At 42.4% G+C, this 15,959-nt stretch carries 18 protein-coding genes and 2 riboswitches; of the genes, 11 read left to right on the forward strand and 7 right to left on the reverse strand.

Going from position 1 to position 15,959, the window contains the following annotated elements; genetic code table 11:
- The gene (gene tasA, locus ACQYAC_RS04905) at positions 1 to 801 is read left to right on the forward strand and encodes a biofilm matrix protein TasA (protein WP_429942847.1); all 801 of its coding nucleotides are present in this window, start codon (positions 1 to 3) and stop codon (positions 799 to 801) included.
- A gap of 67 nt (positions 802 to 868) precedes the next feature.
- Here tasA and sinR read toward each other — a convergent pair whose 3' ends face one another.
- The 4 genes from sinR to ACQYAC_RS04925 all read right to left on the reverse strand — a co-directional run bounded on the left by sinR (position 869) and on the right by ACQYAC_RS04925 (position 4,067).
- On the reverse strand, positions 869 to 1,204 hold the full coding sequence (gene sinR / locus ACQYAC_RS04910; protein WP_012010555.1) for a transcriptional regulator SinR: 336 nt from the start codon (positions 1,202 to 1,204) through the stop codon (positions 869 to 871).
- A 33-nt stretch (positions 1,205 to 1,237) separates the two neighbouring features.
- Positions 1,238 to 1,402 carry an anti-repressor SinI family protein gene (locus tag ACQYAC_RS04915; RefSeq protein ID WP_003217357.1) on the reverse strand — a complete coding sequence of 55 codons (165 nt, stop codon included), beginning with the start codon at positions 1,400 to 1,402 and terminating at the stop codon, positions 1,238 to 1,240.
- A 182-nt stretch (positions 1,403 to 1,584) separates the two neighbouring features.
- On the reverse strand, positions 1,585 to 2,382 hold the full coding sequence (locus ACQYAC_RS04920; protein WP_429942848.1) for a YqhG family protein: 798 nt from the start codon (positions 2,380 to 2,382) through the stop codon (positions 1,585 to 1,587).
- A 14-nt stretch (positions 2,383 to 2,396) separates the two neighbouring features.
- Complete coding sequence (locus ACQYAC_RS04925; protein ID WP_339163088.1) at positions 2,397 to 4,067, reverse strand: DEAD/DEAH box helicase; 1,671 nt, start codon at positions 4,065 to 4,067, stop codon at positions 2,397 to 2,399.
- A 250-nt stretch (positions 4,068 to 4,317) separates the two neighbouring features.
- Positions 4,318 to 4,425, forward strand: a riboswitch (glycine riboswitch).
- Positions 4,426 to 4,428: 3 nt separating this feature from the next.
- Positions 4,429 to 4,524: riboswitch (glycine riboswitch) on the forward strand.
- Positions 4,525 to 4,628: 104 nt separating this feature from the next.
- On the opposite strand from ACQYAC_RS04925, the gene gcvT reads away from it, so the two are divergent.
- The 3 genes from gcvT to gcvPB are packed head-to-tail and all read left to right on the forward strand — an operon-like array spanning position 4,629 to position 8,539.
- Positions 4,629 to 5,726 (forward strand): glycine cleavage system aminomethyltransferase GcvT, encoded by a 1,098-nt coding sequence (gene gcvT / locus ACQYAC_RS04930; protein WP_323641008.1) that lies wholly within the window; start codon positions 4,629 to 4,631, stop codon positions 5,724 to 5,726.
- A gap of 16 nt (positions 5,727 to 5,742) precedes the next feature.
- Entirely contained in the window at positions 5,743 to 7,089 is a 1,347-nt protein-coding gene (gcvPA, locus tag ACQYAC_RS04935) for an aminomethyl-transferring glycine dehydrogenase subunit GcvPA (protein WP_429942849.1), read from the forward strand.
- On the forward strand, positions 7,082 to 8,539 hold the full coding sequence (gcvPB, locus tag ACQYAC_RS04940) for an aminomethyl-transferring glycine dehydrogenase subunit GcvPB (protein WP_058014693.1): 1,458 nt from the start codon (positions 7,082 to 7,084) through the stop codon (positions 8,537 to 8,539). The genes gcvPA and gcvPB overlap by 8 nt, the downstream gene beginning before the upstream one ends.
- 44 nt (positions 8,540 to 8,583) lie before the next feature.
- Here gcvPB and ACQYAC_RS04945 read toward each other — a convergent pair whose 3' ends face one another.
- Positions 8,584 to 8,964: a rhodanese-like domain-containing protein gene (locus tag ACQYAC_RS04945; RefSeq protein WP_041816283.1), complete on the reverse strand. Its 381-nt coding sequence runs from the start codon at positions 8,962 to 8,964 to the stop codon at positions 8,584 to 8,586.
- A 220-nt stretch (positions 8,965 to 9,184) separates the two neighbouring features.
- On the opposite strand from ACQYAC_RS04945, the gene ACQYAC_RS04950 reads away from it, so the two are divergent.
- The 3 genes from ACQYAC_RS04950 to ACQYAC_RS04960 all read left to right on the forward strand — a co-directional run bounded on the left by ACQYAC_RS04950 (position 9,185) and on the right by ACQYAC_RS04960 (position 11,521).
- Entirely contained in the window at positions 9,185 to 10,021 is an 837-nt protein-coding gene (locus tag ACQYAC_RS04950) for a lipoate--protein ligase family protein (protein WP_003216009.1), read from the forward strand.
- Between the two features lie 86 nt (positions 10,022 to 10,107).
- Positions 10,108 to 10,542, forward strand: coding sequence for a transcriptional regulator MntR (gene mntR, locus ACQYAC_RS04955; protein WP_003215946.1), 435 nt, complete (start codon positions 10,108 to 10,110; stop codon positions 10,540 to 10,542).
- Positions 10,543 to 10,645: 103 nt separating this feature from the next.
- A complete protein-coding gene (locus tag ACQYAC_RS04960) occupies positions 10,646 to 11,521 on the forward strand; it encodes a patatin-like phospholipase family protein (protein WP_429942850.1) in 876 nt (291 codons plus the stop codon).
- On the opposite strand, the gene ACQYAC_RS04965 is transcribed toward ACQYAC_RS04960, so the two are convergent.
- Both ACQYAC_RS04965 and ACQYAC_RS04970 read right to left on the reverse strand, forming a co-directional pair.
- On the reverse strand, positions 11,518 to 11,913 hold the full coding sequence (locus ACQYAC_RS04965) for an SA1362 family protein (protein ID WP_429942851.1): 396 nt from the start codon (positions 11,911 to 11,913) through the stop codon (positions 11,518 to 11,520). The two genes, ACQYAC_RS04960 and ACQYAC_RS04965, sit on opposite strands and share 4 nt — an antisense overlap.
- Positions 11,914 to 11,951: 38 nt before the next feature.
- Complete coding sequence (locus tag ACQYAC_RS04970) at positions 11,952 to 12,908, reverse strand: DUF1385 domain-containing protein (protein ID WP_268496886.1); 957 nt, start codon at positions 12,906 to 12,908, stop codon at positions 11,952 to 11,954.
- A 222-nt stretch (positions 12,909 to 13,130) separates the two neighbouring features.
- On the opposite strand from ACQYAC_RS04970, the gene ACQYAC_RS04975 reads away from it, so the two are divergent.
- From ACQYAC_RS04975 to efp, 4 genes are all read left to right on the forward strand, one after another.
- A complete protein-coding gene (locus tag ACQYAC_RS04975) occupies positions 13,131 to 13,658 on the forward strand; it encodes a YqhR family membrane protein (protein WP_058014697.1) in 528 nt (175 codons plus the stop codon).
- A gap of 108 nt (positions 13,659 to 13,766) precedes the next feature.
- On the forward strand, positions 13,767 to 14,210 hold the full coding sequence (gene aroQ / locus ACQYAC_RS04980; protein WP_003215787.1) for a type II 3-dehydroquinate dehydratase: 444 nt from the start codon (positions 13,767 to 13,769) through the stop codon (positions 14,208 to 14,210).
- Positions 14,207 to 15,268 (forward strand): M24 family metallopeptidase, encoded by a 1,062-nt coding sequence (locus ACQYAC_RS04985; RefSeq protein WP_429942853.1) that lies wholly within the window; start codon positions 14,207 to 14,209, stop codon positions 15,266 to 15,268. Before aroQ ends, ACQYAC_RS04985 begins: the two co-directional genes overlap by 4 nt.
- A 25-nt stretch (positions 15,269 to 15,293) precedes the next feature.
- A complete protein-coding gene (efp, locus tag ACQYAC_RS04990; protein ID WP_003215497.1) occupies positions 15,294 to 15,851 on the forward strand; it encodes an elongation factor P in 558 nt (185 codons plus the stop codon).
- Positions 15,852 to 15,959 lie beyond the last annotated feature (108 nt).

Below are 15,959 nucleotides of genomic sequence, written 5' to 3' on the forward strand. Positions count from 1 at the left end.
ATGGCAAAGAAAAGATCAATTCGTTTAGGTGTATTATCAGGGGCTTTAGGCCTGGCATTAATCGGTGGGGGGACATGGGCGGCGTTTAACGATGTTGAAACGGCAAACGCGGTCTACTCGACAGGAGAGCTGGATTTATCTGCAAAAGAGAACTCCGGCGCCATCAACCTTTCAAACTTAAAACCTGGTGATCGGATCAAAAAAGAATTTAATTTTGAAAATAAAGGATCGCTTGCGATCAATCAAGTGCTGATGAGTCTTGATTACAGCCAGTTTCAAGACGGAGCTTCCGCAAAAAATGGCAGTAAGAATACAGCTGAAGAATTTCTTAGCCAGTTTCAGGTAAGTGTTCTGACGGTCGGAGCTGAAGGTGGAAATGGTTATCCGAAAAATATTATCTTAGACGCTGCAAACCTGCTTGACTTGCATCAACTAACGGCAAAACAGGATCAGACCGCATTTGAAAAGCTTCGTCATGCCGTCGATGAGAAGTTTTTACATGAAAGCGGGAAGATTAATGTAGCAACTGTTGATGGAACAGTGGCTCCAGAGTATGACGGCATACCAAAGAACCCGTTTGATTACGATAAAATGGAAATGATCATTGAATTTGTCAATGACCAGACGAAGGATAAAGCTGGTCACTATATCCAAAATAAATACCAAGGCGATGCGATTCAAATTGATCTTTCCTTCGAAGCGACTCAGTGGAATGGTTTAACGATCAATCCCAAAAAGCATACGGATGAAAAAGGCTACGTGAAAGAAAACGAAAAAGCACACAGCGAAGATAAAAAATAAAGCCAGTCTTTAGACTGATATCAAGTTCTGCATAGCAATTGGAGGAGTATGCGCTAAAATGTGCGCTTTACTCCTCTTCTTGCTTTTTTCTCCAGATTTGATAATCTAAAAATTCACGAAATTGCTTTTTCGAAACCCCTGATGTCATTGCATCTCGAACTAGTTTTTCCCATTCACTATCTAATTGACCATCGTATTCGGTTTCATCTTTTTCGTGTAACAGTGTATGAACCGAGACGTCCAGAACAGCGGAGACTTTTTCAAGAAATTGAATGGAGGGGTTTGTTTGCAAGTTTCTTTCTATTGAGCTTAAATAAGACTTCGCTACCCCAGCCTTTTCGGCCAGTTCTGATAGTGAGTAGCCTTTTTCATTGCGGTATTGTTTAATACGCTGGCCAATCAATGTCATCACCTTCCTTTCGATATTATAGCACATTCAGAAAGGTTTGATAGAATGACTTCTTACCAGAGGGTGAGACTCAGAGGACTTTTCACTTGATTTGAGGAATTGACGGACTTCTTCCACTGTTAGCCCTGCTTTACGAGCTTCAAGTAATAATTGAACCCATTCACTGTCTAATATGTTCGTTTTCTTTTCCATACAAATACCCTCCTAAAATACTGAATCATGTATTTCAGGCACTTAACGCATGAAATGGAAAGACACAGGTGGTAAGACCTCGTAGTTTGCTTGCGTCATTTTTCCGCCCAATACAAACAGACAAACGTTGCTTTTGGCTGATCGAAAATTGTACGTCACATGAAAGGGAGGGGCCCTATGGATCAACCTCCTCTTTTTTGCTGTAAGTAAAAAAGTCCGCCATTTTCAATCGTAAGACTGATTTTTGGTTCGTATAAAGTTTTGAGTGCTTGTCTTTCTATTTCATATTCTACAGACGTGTCTGAAGTCCCTTCATAAAATTGGTTTAAAAGTTCAGTGTCTTCTTTCCATTTTTGAACAGCTCTTACCGCCCAATCATCTGGTTCCTCATGGGCGTAATGCTCCATTAAACTGTAGAGCCGTTTGACTCCGCTTTCTGGCTTGATCATTGTACTCATCGTAAAGCAGTAATCGGGAATTTGAGATGACAGCTTACGGGTTTCCAGCTTTTCTTGAAATTGTTCAACGACTTCTCCTCGTATGAGATGAAGTCCTAGTGATAAAAGCTTATCCTTCTTTCGATCTGCGAGATAAGAAATTTTCACATTGAGACCAAGCCAAGGCTCGAGTGCGATCTGGTTGGCCATGAGCGGAGTGACTCGTTCATAGAGCCGGATAAATCGACCCTGCTGTTTGACGGCTTCAAAAATCTGAAATAAACGAGGGGAGCCGAAGTGGATAAATTCACCCTCAATGGTGTCATCCACTATTTTTTGATCGGTGATGAGGGTCAATTGCCGCGGCTCCGGAACACCACCAGTTTTTTCAAGCCAGTGCCAATAAAAAGGGCGGTTCATTATCAATTTATCCATATCGATGGTCAGTTGTACGTTCATATGTCCTGCGCTTTCTTCCAATATATCGCATTGATTTGCCTGAAAGAAACGGAGAAGAAAGGTATGTATGTCACGCTGCTTCATTGATCAACTCTCCTTTATGAGCCTTGCTGTCTTTTTTCTAAAAGCGGTGTTTTTGCTTCTGTTAAATAGGAAGCAAACTGGGTTAATTTCTTGTTCATGTCTCCATCTGATTCATGATGAAAAAGAATCTGATGCAGTTCTGTTTCGGCATCTTTGATATCGATTCGCGTCAAGATATCATCTAGATCGCCAATGACGTTTTCAAACAGCTGAATTTTTTCATATAAAAGCTTTAAGATGTGTTCCTCGACGGTACCGTTAGTAGCCATATTGTAAATGTGGACATCCCGCTCTTGTCCAAGGCGGTGGATACGTCCAATCCGCTGTTCTAGCCGCATCGGATTCCACGGAAGATCGTAGTTGATGATCTGATTACAAAACTGAAGGTTGATTCCTTCGCCGCCTGCTTCTGTAGCAATTAACACTTGCGCCCGTTCTCTAAATAAATCTTTCATCCAATCTTTTTTGCCCCGCTTAAAGCCGCCCCGAAAAGGAACGGAGCTGATGCCATTTTGCTGAAGAAACCATTGTAAATAAATTTGTGTCGCGCGGTATTCGGTGAAAATAATGACCTTTTCATTTAACTGCTGAATAAGCTTGACGACTTCAAGCGCCTTTGTGTTTTGCTGCACTTGGTTGATTTTCTCCATAATTTGCGCTATAGCAGAGGATCCAAGGATATGTTTTTCATCTTCCTGCATTTTTTTAATTGTCATATAGACCGCCTCACGGCTTGAACAGCATTCTCGTTCCAAGGTCATGATGGAAAACATGTGTTTCGTATAAGATGGGTTCTCTTTCAGCTTGCAGATTTCATCATATAATGCTTGTTCCGTCGGAGAGAAATCAATGGAAATCGTTTTGACATGCCGTTTTGTCCACTCGATGCCCGTGTCTTGTCTTCGGTTACGAATCATCACTTTATTCACAAGCTGTTTTAAACGGTCATGGTCTTCTAGCTGTAAATCCTTTTTGGCAAAGACATCTTTAAACTGATGTTCATTTCCTAGGTGACCTGGCTTCAGAAGGGAAACGAGATTAAATATTTCTCCGATACGGTTTTGGATAGGCGTCGCTGTCAGCAGCAAGCAGAATTTCTTATTTAGATTTCTCACAAATTCATAGTTTTTCGTTTTATTGTTTTTCAGTTTGTGTGCTTCATCGATAATGACCATATCGTAGGCAATGGATAAAATGGTATCTCGATGCGGCTGCCTTTTAGCTGTATCAATGGAGGAAACCACGACGTCACACTGCTCCCACACGTAGCTCTTTTTTTGTTCGACAGCATCAATATAAAATTTCGTGCGCAGCTCCTGTACCCATTGAGATACAAGAGAGGCGGGAACGAGTATGAGAATTTTTTTGGCAAGTCCACGAATCATGTATTCTTTGATAATAAGTCCTGCTTCTACGGTTTTTCCAAGTCCCACTTCATCTGCTAAAATGGCTTTTCCGTTCATCTCTTCTACGACTCTTCTGGCAACTTCAAGCTGATGTTTTAAAGGGGTGAATGCAGGCAGATGGGCAGGAGCTTGCAGTCCTTCAAATGAATCAATGGCTGTGACTTTTTGGACCTGCGTCGCTAAACGGTACATTTCCCAGTTCGCCCATGGTCCGTCTGCTGAAAGCCGCTGCTGAAATTCACTTGCCCATTCCTGATCAAAAACCGTTTGAATCTTCAATGTGATCGCCTGCCTTTCTAGTAGGTTAAGGATAAAATTGTTCTGTATTTAAACGCTTCATTTTTTAAGAGGTCTTGAAAAGACTAGATATTTGAATAAAAGCGAACGATAATGAGTGGTTGTTTAAAAAATGTTAATGATTTTTCTGTTGCTCTTCATCCGTTTCTAATGGTAGGATGTTGGTAAGTGATCTAGAAAATAAGTCACCCATTTTGATAGTATGTCCAATAAATGTGAAGAATATGAGCGGATGATGGTATGAGGAGAGACTTGGCGGTTATTTAGCACTGGCAGGCGCCGAAGGAGCAAGCTGAATCGTTTCAGTGAATCTCTCAGGCAAAAGTACTCTTACCGGACGCAACTCTGGAGAGTGTTTGCTCATCGTTTTTTAGCAAACCACCAAAGGGGAAAACGCACAATGATGTTGTGCTGTAAACTTTCAGGTGCAAGGACAGAGACTTCTTTTTGATAAAAGGGAGCGCTCTGTCCTTTTTTGCTGTGATTTTTTTCTGAAAATTCAGCTTGAGATCTGCACTGAAAGAAAAAAGGGGGAAACGATTGATGTTGAAACGAACACCGCTTTTTCATGCGTATGAAACGTTTGGCGCAAAAACCATTGACTTCGGGGGCTGGGAATTACCTGTCCAATTTTCTTCCATTAAAGAAGAGCACGAAGCTGTTCGAACAAAGGCAGGGCTTTTTGATGTGTCTCACATGGGTGAGGTGGAAATCAAAGGTCAAGACGCCCTTCCTTTTTTACAAAGGTTATTAACCAATGATGTGTCGAAGCTGACAAACGGCAAGGCACTATATACAGCCATGTGCTATGAAGATGGCGGGACAGTGGATGATCTGCTCGTCTATCAAAAAGAAAAGAACGATTATTTGCTTGTCATTAATGCATCGAATATCGAAAAAGATGTGGAATGGCTGCTTCAGCATCAAGAGGAGAACGACGTATTGATCCAAAATGTCTCTGATCAAATCGCCTTGCTAGCCCTTCAAGGACCTCTTGCCGCTGACATCATGAAAGATGTAGCGGGTGAAGAAGTGACATCGCTCAAGCCATTTACATTTTTATCAAAAGCTGAGGTTGCTCAAAAAGAGGTGCTTGTTTCAAGAACGGGCTACACAGGGGAAGACGGCTTTGAAATCTACTGCCAGTCAGAAGATGCGGTCCACATTTGGTCGGTTTTATTGAAAGCAGGCGAGCCCAAAGGGTTAATACCGTGCGGGCTCGGTGCGCGTGACACCTTGAGATTTGAAGCAAGACTTCCGCTTTATGGACAGGAGCTGACAAAGGAGATCTCTCCATTAGAAGGCGGGATTGGCTTTGCGGTCAAAACAGATAAAGAAGCCAATTTTATTGGCAAAGAAGCGCTCAAGAAGCAAAAAGAAGAAGGGCCGAAGCGAAAGCTTGTCGGCATTGAAATGATAGATAAAGGGATTCCGCGCACAGACTATCCAGTCTTCTCAGGAGAAAAGCAGATTGGAGTTGTCACCACAGGCACACAATCCCCAACATTAAAGAAAAATGTCGGGCTTGCTTTAATCGAATCTTCTCAGGCGCAGCTTGGAACAGAGATAGAAGTACAAGTTCGCAAAAAACGTCTAAAAGCAAAAATCGTCGCAACACCATTTTATAAAAGAGCCAAATAACGAGGGGGAATAGAGGATGAAGCACAGGTATTTGCCGCAAACCGAGCAAGATCAAAAAGAAATGCTGGATGTCATCGGCGTTCAGTCAATCGATGAGCTTTTTTCAGATATCCCAGAAAAAGTGAGATTTAAAGGAGCATACAACATTAAAGCGGCCGCATCTGAAACAGAGCTTGTAAGGGAATTATCCCGATTAGCTGCAAAGAATAAAGATACGGTTTCCTATGCATCGTTTCTTGGTGCCGGTGTATATGATCATTATCAGCCTGTCATTGTGGATCATGTCATCTCACGTTCTGAATTTTATACAGCATACACACCTTATCAGCCGGAGATTTCGCAAGGTGAACTACAAGCCATTTTTGAATTTCAAACAATGATTGCTGAGCTGACGGGTATGGATCTTGCTAACTCCTCGATGTATGACGGCGGGACGGCATTAGCTGAAGCGGCGATGCTAGCTGCTGGACATACAAAAAAGAAAAAAGTGGTTGTTTCTGAAACGGTTCACCCTGAATCAAGAGCCGTGCTAAAAACATACGCCAAAGGACAGCACATCGAAGTTGTTGAAGTGCCTGCCAAAAAAGGGCAGACGGACCTAGCAGCATTAGAAGAGGCCGTCTGCGACGAGACAGCAGCAGTTCTTGTGCAATATCCAAACTTTTTTGGTGTCGTCGAACCGTTAAAAGACATCGAACCCATTGCGCATAAAGGAAAAAGTCTGTTCGTTGTTTCTAGTAACCCACTTGCACTCGGGTTACTGACGCCGCCAGGAAAACTTGGAGCGGATATTGTCGTTGGTGATGCACAGCCGTTTGGCATTCCAGCAGCGTTTGGCGGGCCGCATTGCGGATATTTTGCTGTCACGAAAAAGTTGATGCGAAAAGTGCCAGGCCGTTTAGTCGGGCAGACAGAAGACGAAAATGGTGTTCGTGGGTTTGTACTAACCCTTCAAGCGCGTGAGCAGCATATTCGGAGAGATAAAGCGACGTCTAATATTTGTTCGAATCAGGCATTAAATGCATTAGCCGCTTCCGTTGCCATGACAGCGCTCGGAAAAACAGGCATCAAAGACATCGCCTATCAAAACGTGCAAAAAGCTCACTATGCGAAGACGCAGGCAGAAGCATATGGACTGCTTGCTGATGTAGAAGGGGCCCATTTCAATGAATTTGTCATCAAATTACAAGAACCTGTAAAAGAAGCCAATAAACGATTGCTTGAAAAAGGAATCATCGGCGGCTATGACTTAGGGAGAGACTACCCAGCGCTTCAACATCACATGCTCGTCGCCGTGACAGAGCTAAGAACGAAAGAAGAAATTGATACGTTCATTAAGGAATTGGGGGATCGCCATGAATAAACAAGATCAGCCGCTTATTTTTGAATTATCCAAAGAAGGAAGAATTGGTTATAGCCTGCCTGATTTAGATGTACCTGAACAGGAGATCCCGTCCTTATTTGATGAGGCGTATATCCGTCATGAGGATGCGGAGCTTCCTGAAGTATCTGAACTTGATATTATGCGTCATTATACAGCATTATCAAGACGTAATCACGGGGTCGATTCCGGATTTTATCCTCTTGGCTCTTGTACGATGAAATATAATCCAAAGATTAATGAAAAGGTTGCACGCTTTGCAGGCTTCGCGCAAGTCCATCCACTACAGGAGGCGGACACTGTGCAGGGAGCATTAGAATTGCTGTATGACCTAGGTGATCATCTTGAAGAAATTACGGGTATGGACGCTGTGACATTACAGCCTGCGGCAGGAGCACACGGAGAATGGACAGGACTCATGATGATCCGTGCGTACCATGAAGCAAGAGGAGACCATAAGCGAACAAAAGTCATTGTACCGGATTCTGCCCATGGAACGAACCCAGCATCTGCGACAGTGGCCGGATTTGAAACCATTACCGTCGCATCTGATGAAAATGGGCTTGTTGATTTAGAGGACCTGCGCCGTGTTGTCAATGAAGAAACTGCGGCTTTAATGCTGACGAATCCAAATACACTTGGCCTATTCGAAGAAAATATTTTAGAAATGGCTGAAATCGTTCACGGAGCTGGCGGCAAGCTTTATTATGACGGAGCCAACTTGAATGCCGTTTTGAGCAGAGCAAGACCGGGGGATATGGGCTTTGACGTTGTTCACTTAAATCTTCATAAAACCTTTACAGGTCCACATGGAGGCGGAGGCCCTGGTTCAGGTCCTGTAGGCGTCAAAAAGGATTTGATTCCGTACTTGCCAAAGCCGGTGCTTGTGAAGAAAGAAGGCCGCTTTTACTTCGATGATGATCGACCAGAATCAATTGGCCGCGTGAAGCCGTTCTATGGCAACTTCGGCATTAATGTCAGAGCGTATGCGTATATTCGCTCTATGGGTCCAGACGGCTTAAAGGCTGTAACTGATAATGCTGTGTTAAATGCGAACTATATGATGCGCCGTTTAAGTACTCATTTCGATTTGCCATTTGACCGTCACTGTAAGCATGAATTTGTCCTTTCAGGTAAACGTCAGAAAAAATTAGGTGTGCGTACACTGGATATTGCCAAACGATTACTTGATTTTGGCTATCATCCGCCAACGATCTACTTCCCGCTCAATGTAGAGGAATGTATCATGATTGAACCAACTGAAACAGAATCAAAAGAAACTCTTGATGCCTTTATCGAAGCAATGATTCAGATTGCCAAAGAAGCAGAAGAAAATCCAGAAGTGGTACAGGAAGCGCCGCATACAACAGTCGTCAAACGAATGGACGAAACAAAGGCCGCGCGAAATCCAGTTCTCGTTTTTGAAAGATAAAGAAAAAAGACTCAGGGGGGATCATGCTCCCAGAGTCTTTTTTGTTAGTTCTTTGTTTTGATGCGGCCGCCCCATTTTTTAAAGCCGCCTTTTAAATTATAAATCTCACGACAGCCGTTTTTACGTAAAGTTTGCGCTGCTTTTCCGCTTCTCAAATTGTTTTGGCAATAGAGATAAACAGGCTTGTCAGGACGAATTTCATTTTTGCGCTGTTTTAGCTGGGAAAGGGGGATGTTTCTTGCCCCTAAAATATGTCCGCCATCAAACTCATTTGGCTCTCTCACATCAATGAGTTGAGCTTTGCGGTAACCTTTAATAAATTCTGCTTCCGTCAGCGTTTTCATAATACGCTGCTGATAAATGTAGCTGCCGACAGAATAAAGAACGAAAAGTCCACAAAGTGAGAGGACGATATAGTTGAACATTGACAATACAACTCGACTCCTTCTTGAGCATCAGCACAGTGGCCTGTCTGATGGTACGTTTTAGACAAATACTATTATAGTAAAGCAAAAGAAACTTGTCATCATAAATGGTCAGAATTATTTTCAATTCGTTCCCTATTTGATAGACTGATGAAGAGAGAATATCGGTGGCTGTGACCATCATCTAACATTGACTACGTAAAAGAGAAGGGATTTTTATATGCAAAAAGAGAAATGGTGTTTCATTGATACAGGAAATCAAGACCCTGCCTTTAACATGGCAATGGATGAAGCCTTGCTTTATTGGCATAGTGAGAAGCTCATCCCGCCTGTCATCCGTTTTTATGGATGGAATCCGGCGACATTGTCTGTTGGGTATTTTCAGCATGTTGAAAAAGAAATCAACATGGAAGCAGTCGAGCGTTATGGCCTTGGGTTTGTGCGCAGACCAACTGGAGGGCGGGGGGTTCTTCATGATCAGGAGCTGACCTACAGTGTGATTGTGTCAGAGGAACACCCAGAAATGCCGGCGACGGTGACAGAGGCATACCGCGTCATTTCAGAAGGCATTTTAGAGGGCTTTAAAGAACTGGGACTCGATGCGTATTTTGCCATTCCTCGAACAGATAAAGAAAAAGAAAGCTTAAAAAATCCAAGATCGTCTGTATGCTTTGATGCCCCTTCCTGGTACGAGCTTGTCGTAGAAGGCAGAAAGGTAGCAGGCAGTGCTCAAACGAGACAAAAAGGAGTGATCCTCCAGCACGGCTCCATCTTAATTGACCTTGATGAGGACAAATTGTTCGATTTATTTCTTTATCCAAACGACCGTGTGAGAGAGCGGATGCAGAGAAGCTTTAAAAACAAAGCGGTCGCAATCAATGAAATCTCAGACCGAACCTGTACAATAGATGATGCGCGTGTGGCGTTTAAACGAGGATTTGAAAAAGGATTAAATATTGAGCTTGTGCCTTATGAGCTGACAGATGAAGAGCTAGCATTTGTCCACCACCTTGCCAAAACGAAATATGCATCAGACGAGTGGAATTACAAGCGTTAAAGACAGTGGACACTCCTTGTTTTTTAATGGGCGATGGTGTAGAATTGTTATGATTATTAAGTAAAGGTGCATTATGGAGGGGTTTTATGACTACACCTAGTATGGAAGATTACATTGAACAAATATATATGCTGATAGAAGAAAAAGGATATGCCAGAGTCTCTGATATTGCAGAAGCACTCGCTGTCCATCCCTCCTCTGTAACAAAAATGGTTCAGAAGCTAGATAAAGATGAATACCTCATTTATGAGAAGTATCGTGGTCTAATTTTAACCCCGAAAGGCAAAAAAATTGGAAAACGTCTCGTATACAGACATGAACTGCTAGAGCAATTTTTAAGAATCATTGGTGTAGATGAAGAGAAAATTTATGATGATGTAGAAGGCATTGAACATCATCTCAGCTGGAACAGCATTGACCGTATCGGCGATCTCGTTCAATTCTTTGAAGAAAACGACGAGCGATCTGTTCAGCTGAAAGCGATTCAAAAGAAGAACGAACAAACAAATCAAGAATCTTAAGAAAAAGGACACCCTCAGCATGGGTGTCCTTTTTGATTAAAGTTCTAATTGAAAGCATATGCTCTTACACTATTAATAGCGTGATATCAAAGGGGGCTCCTCGATGAAGATAGATGGTGTGTTCTCAGGTGGAGGCATTAAAGGGGCAGCACTTGCGGGTGCCTATGAAGCGCTTGAAGCGAGAGGATATCAATTTGTCCGCCTTGCTGGTACAAGTGCTGGAGCGATCATTGCTTCACTCATCGTGGCAGGCTTTACAAGTCAGGAGATTCGGGGGCTTTTAGATGAAATGGATGAACATCAGTTGCTTGATAGGAGATGTCAATTCATTCCATTTAAAATGCTTAGGTGGGTCTCCATTTACTGGCGCCTCGGTTTGTACAAAGGCGACCGGCTGGAAAAATGGCTGACAGATGTGTTGAAACGAAAGGGGGTCACCGTATTTGGGGATCTCAAAAAAGATTCGCTGAAAATTGTTGCCTCTGATTTAACAAATGGAAAAATTCTCGTGCTGCCAGACGACCTTCCTTCATACGGCTTAAATCCAGAGCGTTTTTCTGTTGCAAGGGCAATCCGGATGAGCTGCAGTCTGCCGTATTTTTTCGAGCCTGTCAAACTAAAGTCATCAAAAGGCATTTGTACCATTGTGGATGGAGGCGTGCTTAGTAATTTTCCAATTTGGTTGTTTGCCGAAGAGAAAAAAAGACCGTTCGTCGGTGTCACACTAACCCCAAACGAAAAAGAACGCCCTCAACACTCCATCCGCAATGCGTTTGAACTGTTTGGCGCTCTTTTTGAAACGATGCGTGGTGCTCATGACGAAAGACACATTGCCACAAAACACGAACGTCATGTGATTTTTATTCCTGTAGAACACGTCATTGCCACTGATTTTCAGCTGATGACAGAAAAGAAAAAGGCGCTCGTCGATCTAGGCAGACAGAAGGCCGAGCAATTTTTAAAAAGCTGGACATTTTAAAACAAAGCGCGATTCTTCTTTTTGTTTTTCTTGCCTTCAATCACAGTTAACTGTGTTTGGCTTTTCTTTTTGAGAAGGACGGGCTTAGACTTGTGGTCAGTCGGCACGCTTCGCAAATGAGTGACCCGATTTTTCATCTGGCTTTTCGTTTTTGGTTTAGGCTGCTGGTAGCGACGTTTTGATTGTTTGACTGCTTTACGATAAAGATTGCCCTCTGTTCCAGTTCTTCGATTCATCAGCCATCTAAATAAGAAAAACATAACCGCTCCAATGATCACAACTGATAGCAGCATTGTAAAAAGTCTGCCTGGATTCGTTGTGAGTGAATACACAAATCCCAAAACACCTAAAGCGAAAATAATGGTAAAAGCAGGATGTACTCGGCGATTCATAACTGTCCACCTCCGAAGGAATTTACCGGATTTATAAGTTAGATCACTTGATGAGCAGAATCTGACGCTTGTTTCTCAGATGCTTCCTCTAAACGAAGAAGTTCATTAAAACTTGCAATGGCTACCTCGACTTGATCGTCAGAAGGTTCTTTTGTTGTCAGCAATTGCAGCCAAAGGCCAGGATAGCCAAGCACTTTCAGCACAGGCACTTCTCGGAGTTTGTTCGTAAGCTGAAGCACTTCAAATGAAATGCCGAGAACAACTGGAATGAGCGCCAAGCGATTCAGAATTCTCACCCATAAAGGATCTGTCGGTACGAGTAAATAGACGAACATTCCGACAATGACAGTGAATAAAATAAAGCTGCTACCGCATCGATAATGAAGACGTGATTGTTTTTGGACATTTTCCACTGTGATGTCAAGATTCTGTTCATAGCAGTTTATGACTTTATGTTCTGCGCCATGATATTGAAATACCCTTTTAATTAAAGGGGTCATGGAAATAAAGTAAATATAGCCTAATAACAGGACCAGTTTAAAGAATGTTTCAACTGCGATTTGTGCGAAATTCCCTGAAAAGACGGGCCGCACAAGTTCAGCTAAAAAGACAGGTACTAGGGTAAAGACAAATTTACTAAAGAGGAGAGAGAGAACTCCGATCACAGCAATGCCGAAAATCATAGATAATTTTGAGCTTTGTTGTTCTTTTTCAAGAGTATGATCTTCTGAAGGATCTAAGTCATAGCGCTCGCTGGAGAAGTTCAAGTGCTTACTGCCATTTGCGCTTGCTTCAACAAGTGCAACAACACCCCTGACAAAGGGGATTTTCTTGAGAAAGGCGGTTCGTTTATTGAAGGTCCGGGGAAGCTTTAAAAACTCAATGGACTGATCCTTACGCCGAATCGCTGTCACATAGTTCTTTTTACCTCCGAACATGACACCTTCGACAACTGCCTGCCCTCCATATGCTGGAGGTTTTGTTTGATTGGACATATTTCATCAACCTGCCTGTTTCCTGTAATTTACATGCATTTCCTTATACCTTTATTGTACAGGAAATGTAGGGAAATCACTAGCGCACAGGTCGATTATCTACTAGAATTCTATCTACCTCTTTTTAGCCAGTATACCCTGTTATAAAAATTTTACACTCACGTATGGAAATCCTTTTTTTTATGACATTTTGGACATACTACTTGCTGGAGGTGTTCACAAATGAAACGTGATGAAAAGAAAAACCAAGAAGAGAACAATCAGTCTGTACAAACGTCATCGCTATTGGCAAGAGCAGCTGCGACAGGCTTTGTTGGCGGTGTTTTTTGGGGCTTTATCGGGTTTCTGACCCATATGTTTCATTTCTCAGAGGTGAGTCCCAATATGCTCCTTCAGCCTTTTGTACTCGGAGAGTGGAAAAAGGGCGGCCTTGGTACTTTTATCAGTATTGTGCTTTTAGGGGTTTTATCGATCGGAGCAGCCTTTATTTATTATGGGCTTTTGAAACGGATCAAAGGCTATTGGATGGGGCTGATATATGGCGCGCTTTTATGGCTGATCGTTTTTTACGTATTTAACCCGATTTTCCCAGATGTAAAGCAAGTACAAGATTTGCAGCAAAGCACCATCGTCACGACATTTTGCCTATATATTTTATACGGCATGTTTGTCGGGTACAGTATTTCGTTTGAATATAATGAATTAACGAGTCAAAAGCTTGCGAGGGCACTCGGGAAAAAGACAGAATAAAGTGTAAATCACCTATTCATATGATAAAATATTTTTGGAAACGAAAGGTTTCTAAGGAAAAAGAAACAGATCTCGATATAGATTGAATTAGGGTGAAGGAGTGGTTGTATGCCTCATTTTCTTGTGCTGAATGGGCCGAATTTAAATAGGCTTGGCAAAAGAGAGCCGGCTGTTTACGGAAGTAAGACGCTGACAGATTTAGAGACAGATTTGTTCCAGTTTGCAGAAAGAGCCAATATCCAGTTAACGTTCTTTCAATCAAATCACGAAGGAGATTTGATTGATGCGCTCCACGAGGCAGAAGATCAGTACGATGGAGTCGTATTTAACCCGGGGGCTTTTACACATTACAGCTATGCCCTGAGAGATGCCATTGCAAGTATTTCTTTATCCGTCGTTGAAGTACATATCTCAAACGTTCATAAGAGAGAGGAATTCCGCCATCATTCTGTACTTGCTCCAGTATGTCAAGGGCAAATCGTTGGTCTTGGTTTAGAAGGGTATAAATTGGCGATTCGTTATTTAGTGAGTGAAGGGGGAGCAGTATCATGAAACTTAAAAAGTTAAGAACACTTTTATCTGAATTAGAGATCGATGGTCTAGTCATTACGAGCAGCTTTAATTTACAGTATATGACCAGCTTTACTGGTTCAGCCGGTCTCGCCGTTGTTTCAAAGGATCGGGCAGCTTTTATCACGGATTTCCGTTATACAGAGCAAGCGAAGGACCAAGTAAAAGGCTTCGACATTATTGAACATAAAGGAAATATCGCAGAAACCGCAGCTCAAACGGCAAAGGAATTTGGGATCAAACGCCTTGGATTTGAACAAAACCATATGACATTTGCCACGTACCAGCAGTATGCAGAGAAAACAGGTGATATTGAGCTTGTTCCGGTCTCAGAATCAGTTGAAAAGTTGCGCTTGATTAAGTCTAGTGAAGAGATTAAGATATTAGAGGAAGCTGCGAAGATTGCAGATCACGCCTTTGATCATATTCTCACTTACATCAAGCCGGGCTTGACGGAAATTGCTGTCATGAACGAGCTTGAATTTTTCATGAGAAAAGAAGGCGCTGAAGGATCTTCATTCGATATGATTGTCGCCTCAGGTGTTCGTTCAAGCCTGCCGCACGGAAGAGCGAGTGAAAAGGTGATTGAATCTGGTGATTTAGTTACACTCGATTTCGGTGCTTACTATAAAGGGTATTGTTCTGATATGACAAGAACGATTGCTGTTGGCACACCGAGCAATAAGTTAAAGGAAATTTATCATATCGTATTAGAAGCAGAAAACGCTGGTGTGGATAAAATCAAGCCAGGCTTAACAGGAAAAGAAGCTGATCGCATCACACGTGACATCATTGAAAAGTATGGCTATGGTCAATACTTCGGGCATTCAACTGGCCACGGGCTAGGGATGGAAGTACATGAAGCGCCAGGCCTTTCCTTACGATCAGAGGTCGTTTTAGAAGAGGGAATGGTCGTGACAGTTGAACCGGGAATTTACTTGCCGGATGTCGGCGGCGTGAGAATTGAGGATGATATTGTCCTGACAGCTGACGGCAATAAACGATTGACCCACTCACCGAAAGAACTTATCATATTATGATGGTGAAATGTAGGAGGATGACAAAATGATTTCAGTAAACGATTTTCGTACAGGCCTGACAATTGAAGTGGACGGCGGTATTTGGCGTGTAGTGGATTTCCAACACGTAAAGCCAGGGAAAGGCGCAGCGTTTGTTCGTTCGAAACTGCGTAACCTGCGTACTGGTGCTATTCAAGAAAAAACATTCCGTGCAGGCGAAAAAGTAGCGAAAGCTCAAATCGAAACAAAAACAATGCAATATTTATATGCAAATGGCGATCAACATGTCTTCATGGATACAAGTTCTTATGAGCAGCTTGAACTAAGTGAAACACAAATTAAAGATGAGCTGAAATATTTGCTAGAAAATATGTCGGTTCACATTGTGATGTATGGTGCTGAAACACTTGGAGTAGAACTTCCAAACACGGTAGAACTAGAAGTAGTAGAAACAGAGCCTGGTATTAAAGGTGACACGACATCAGGCGGATCAAAACCTGCAAAAACAGAAACTGGTTTAATCGTCAACGTTCCTTTCTTTGTGAACCAAGGAGATAAACTAGTCATTAATACATCAGACGGTTCATACGTGTCAAGAGCGTAATGAACGAAAAAAGACTGTAAACCTCGTGTTTACAGTCTTTTTTTATTGTAAAACATGTAAGACTCCCCCAAAAGGTACGCCTTCTCTCAATTCTCTCATTCATCTCTT

The organism is Bacillus sp. MM09(2025) (genome assembly GCF_050496725.1).
GTDB lineage: Bacteria > Bacillota > Bacilli > Bacillales > Bacillaceae > Bacillus > Bacillus pumilus.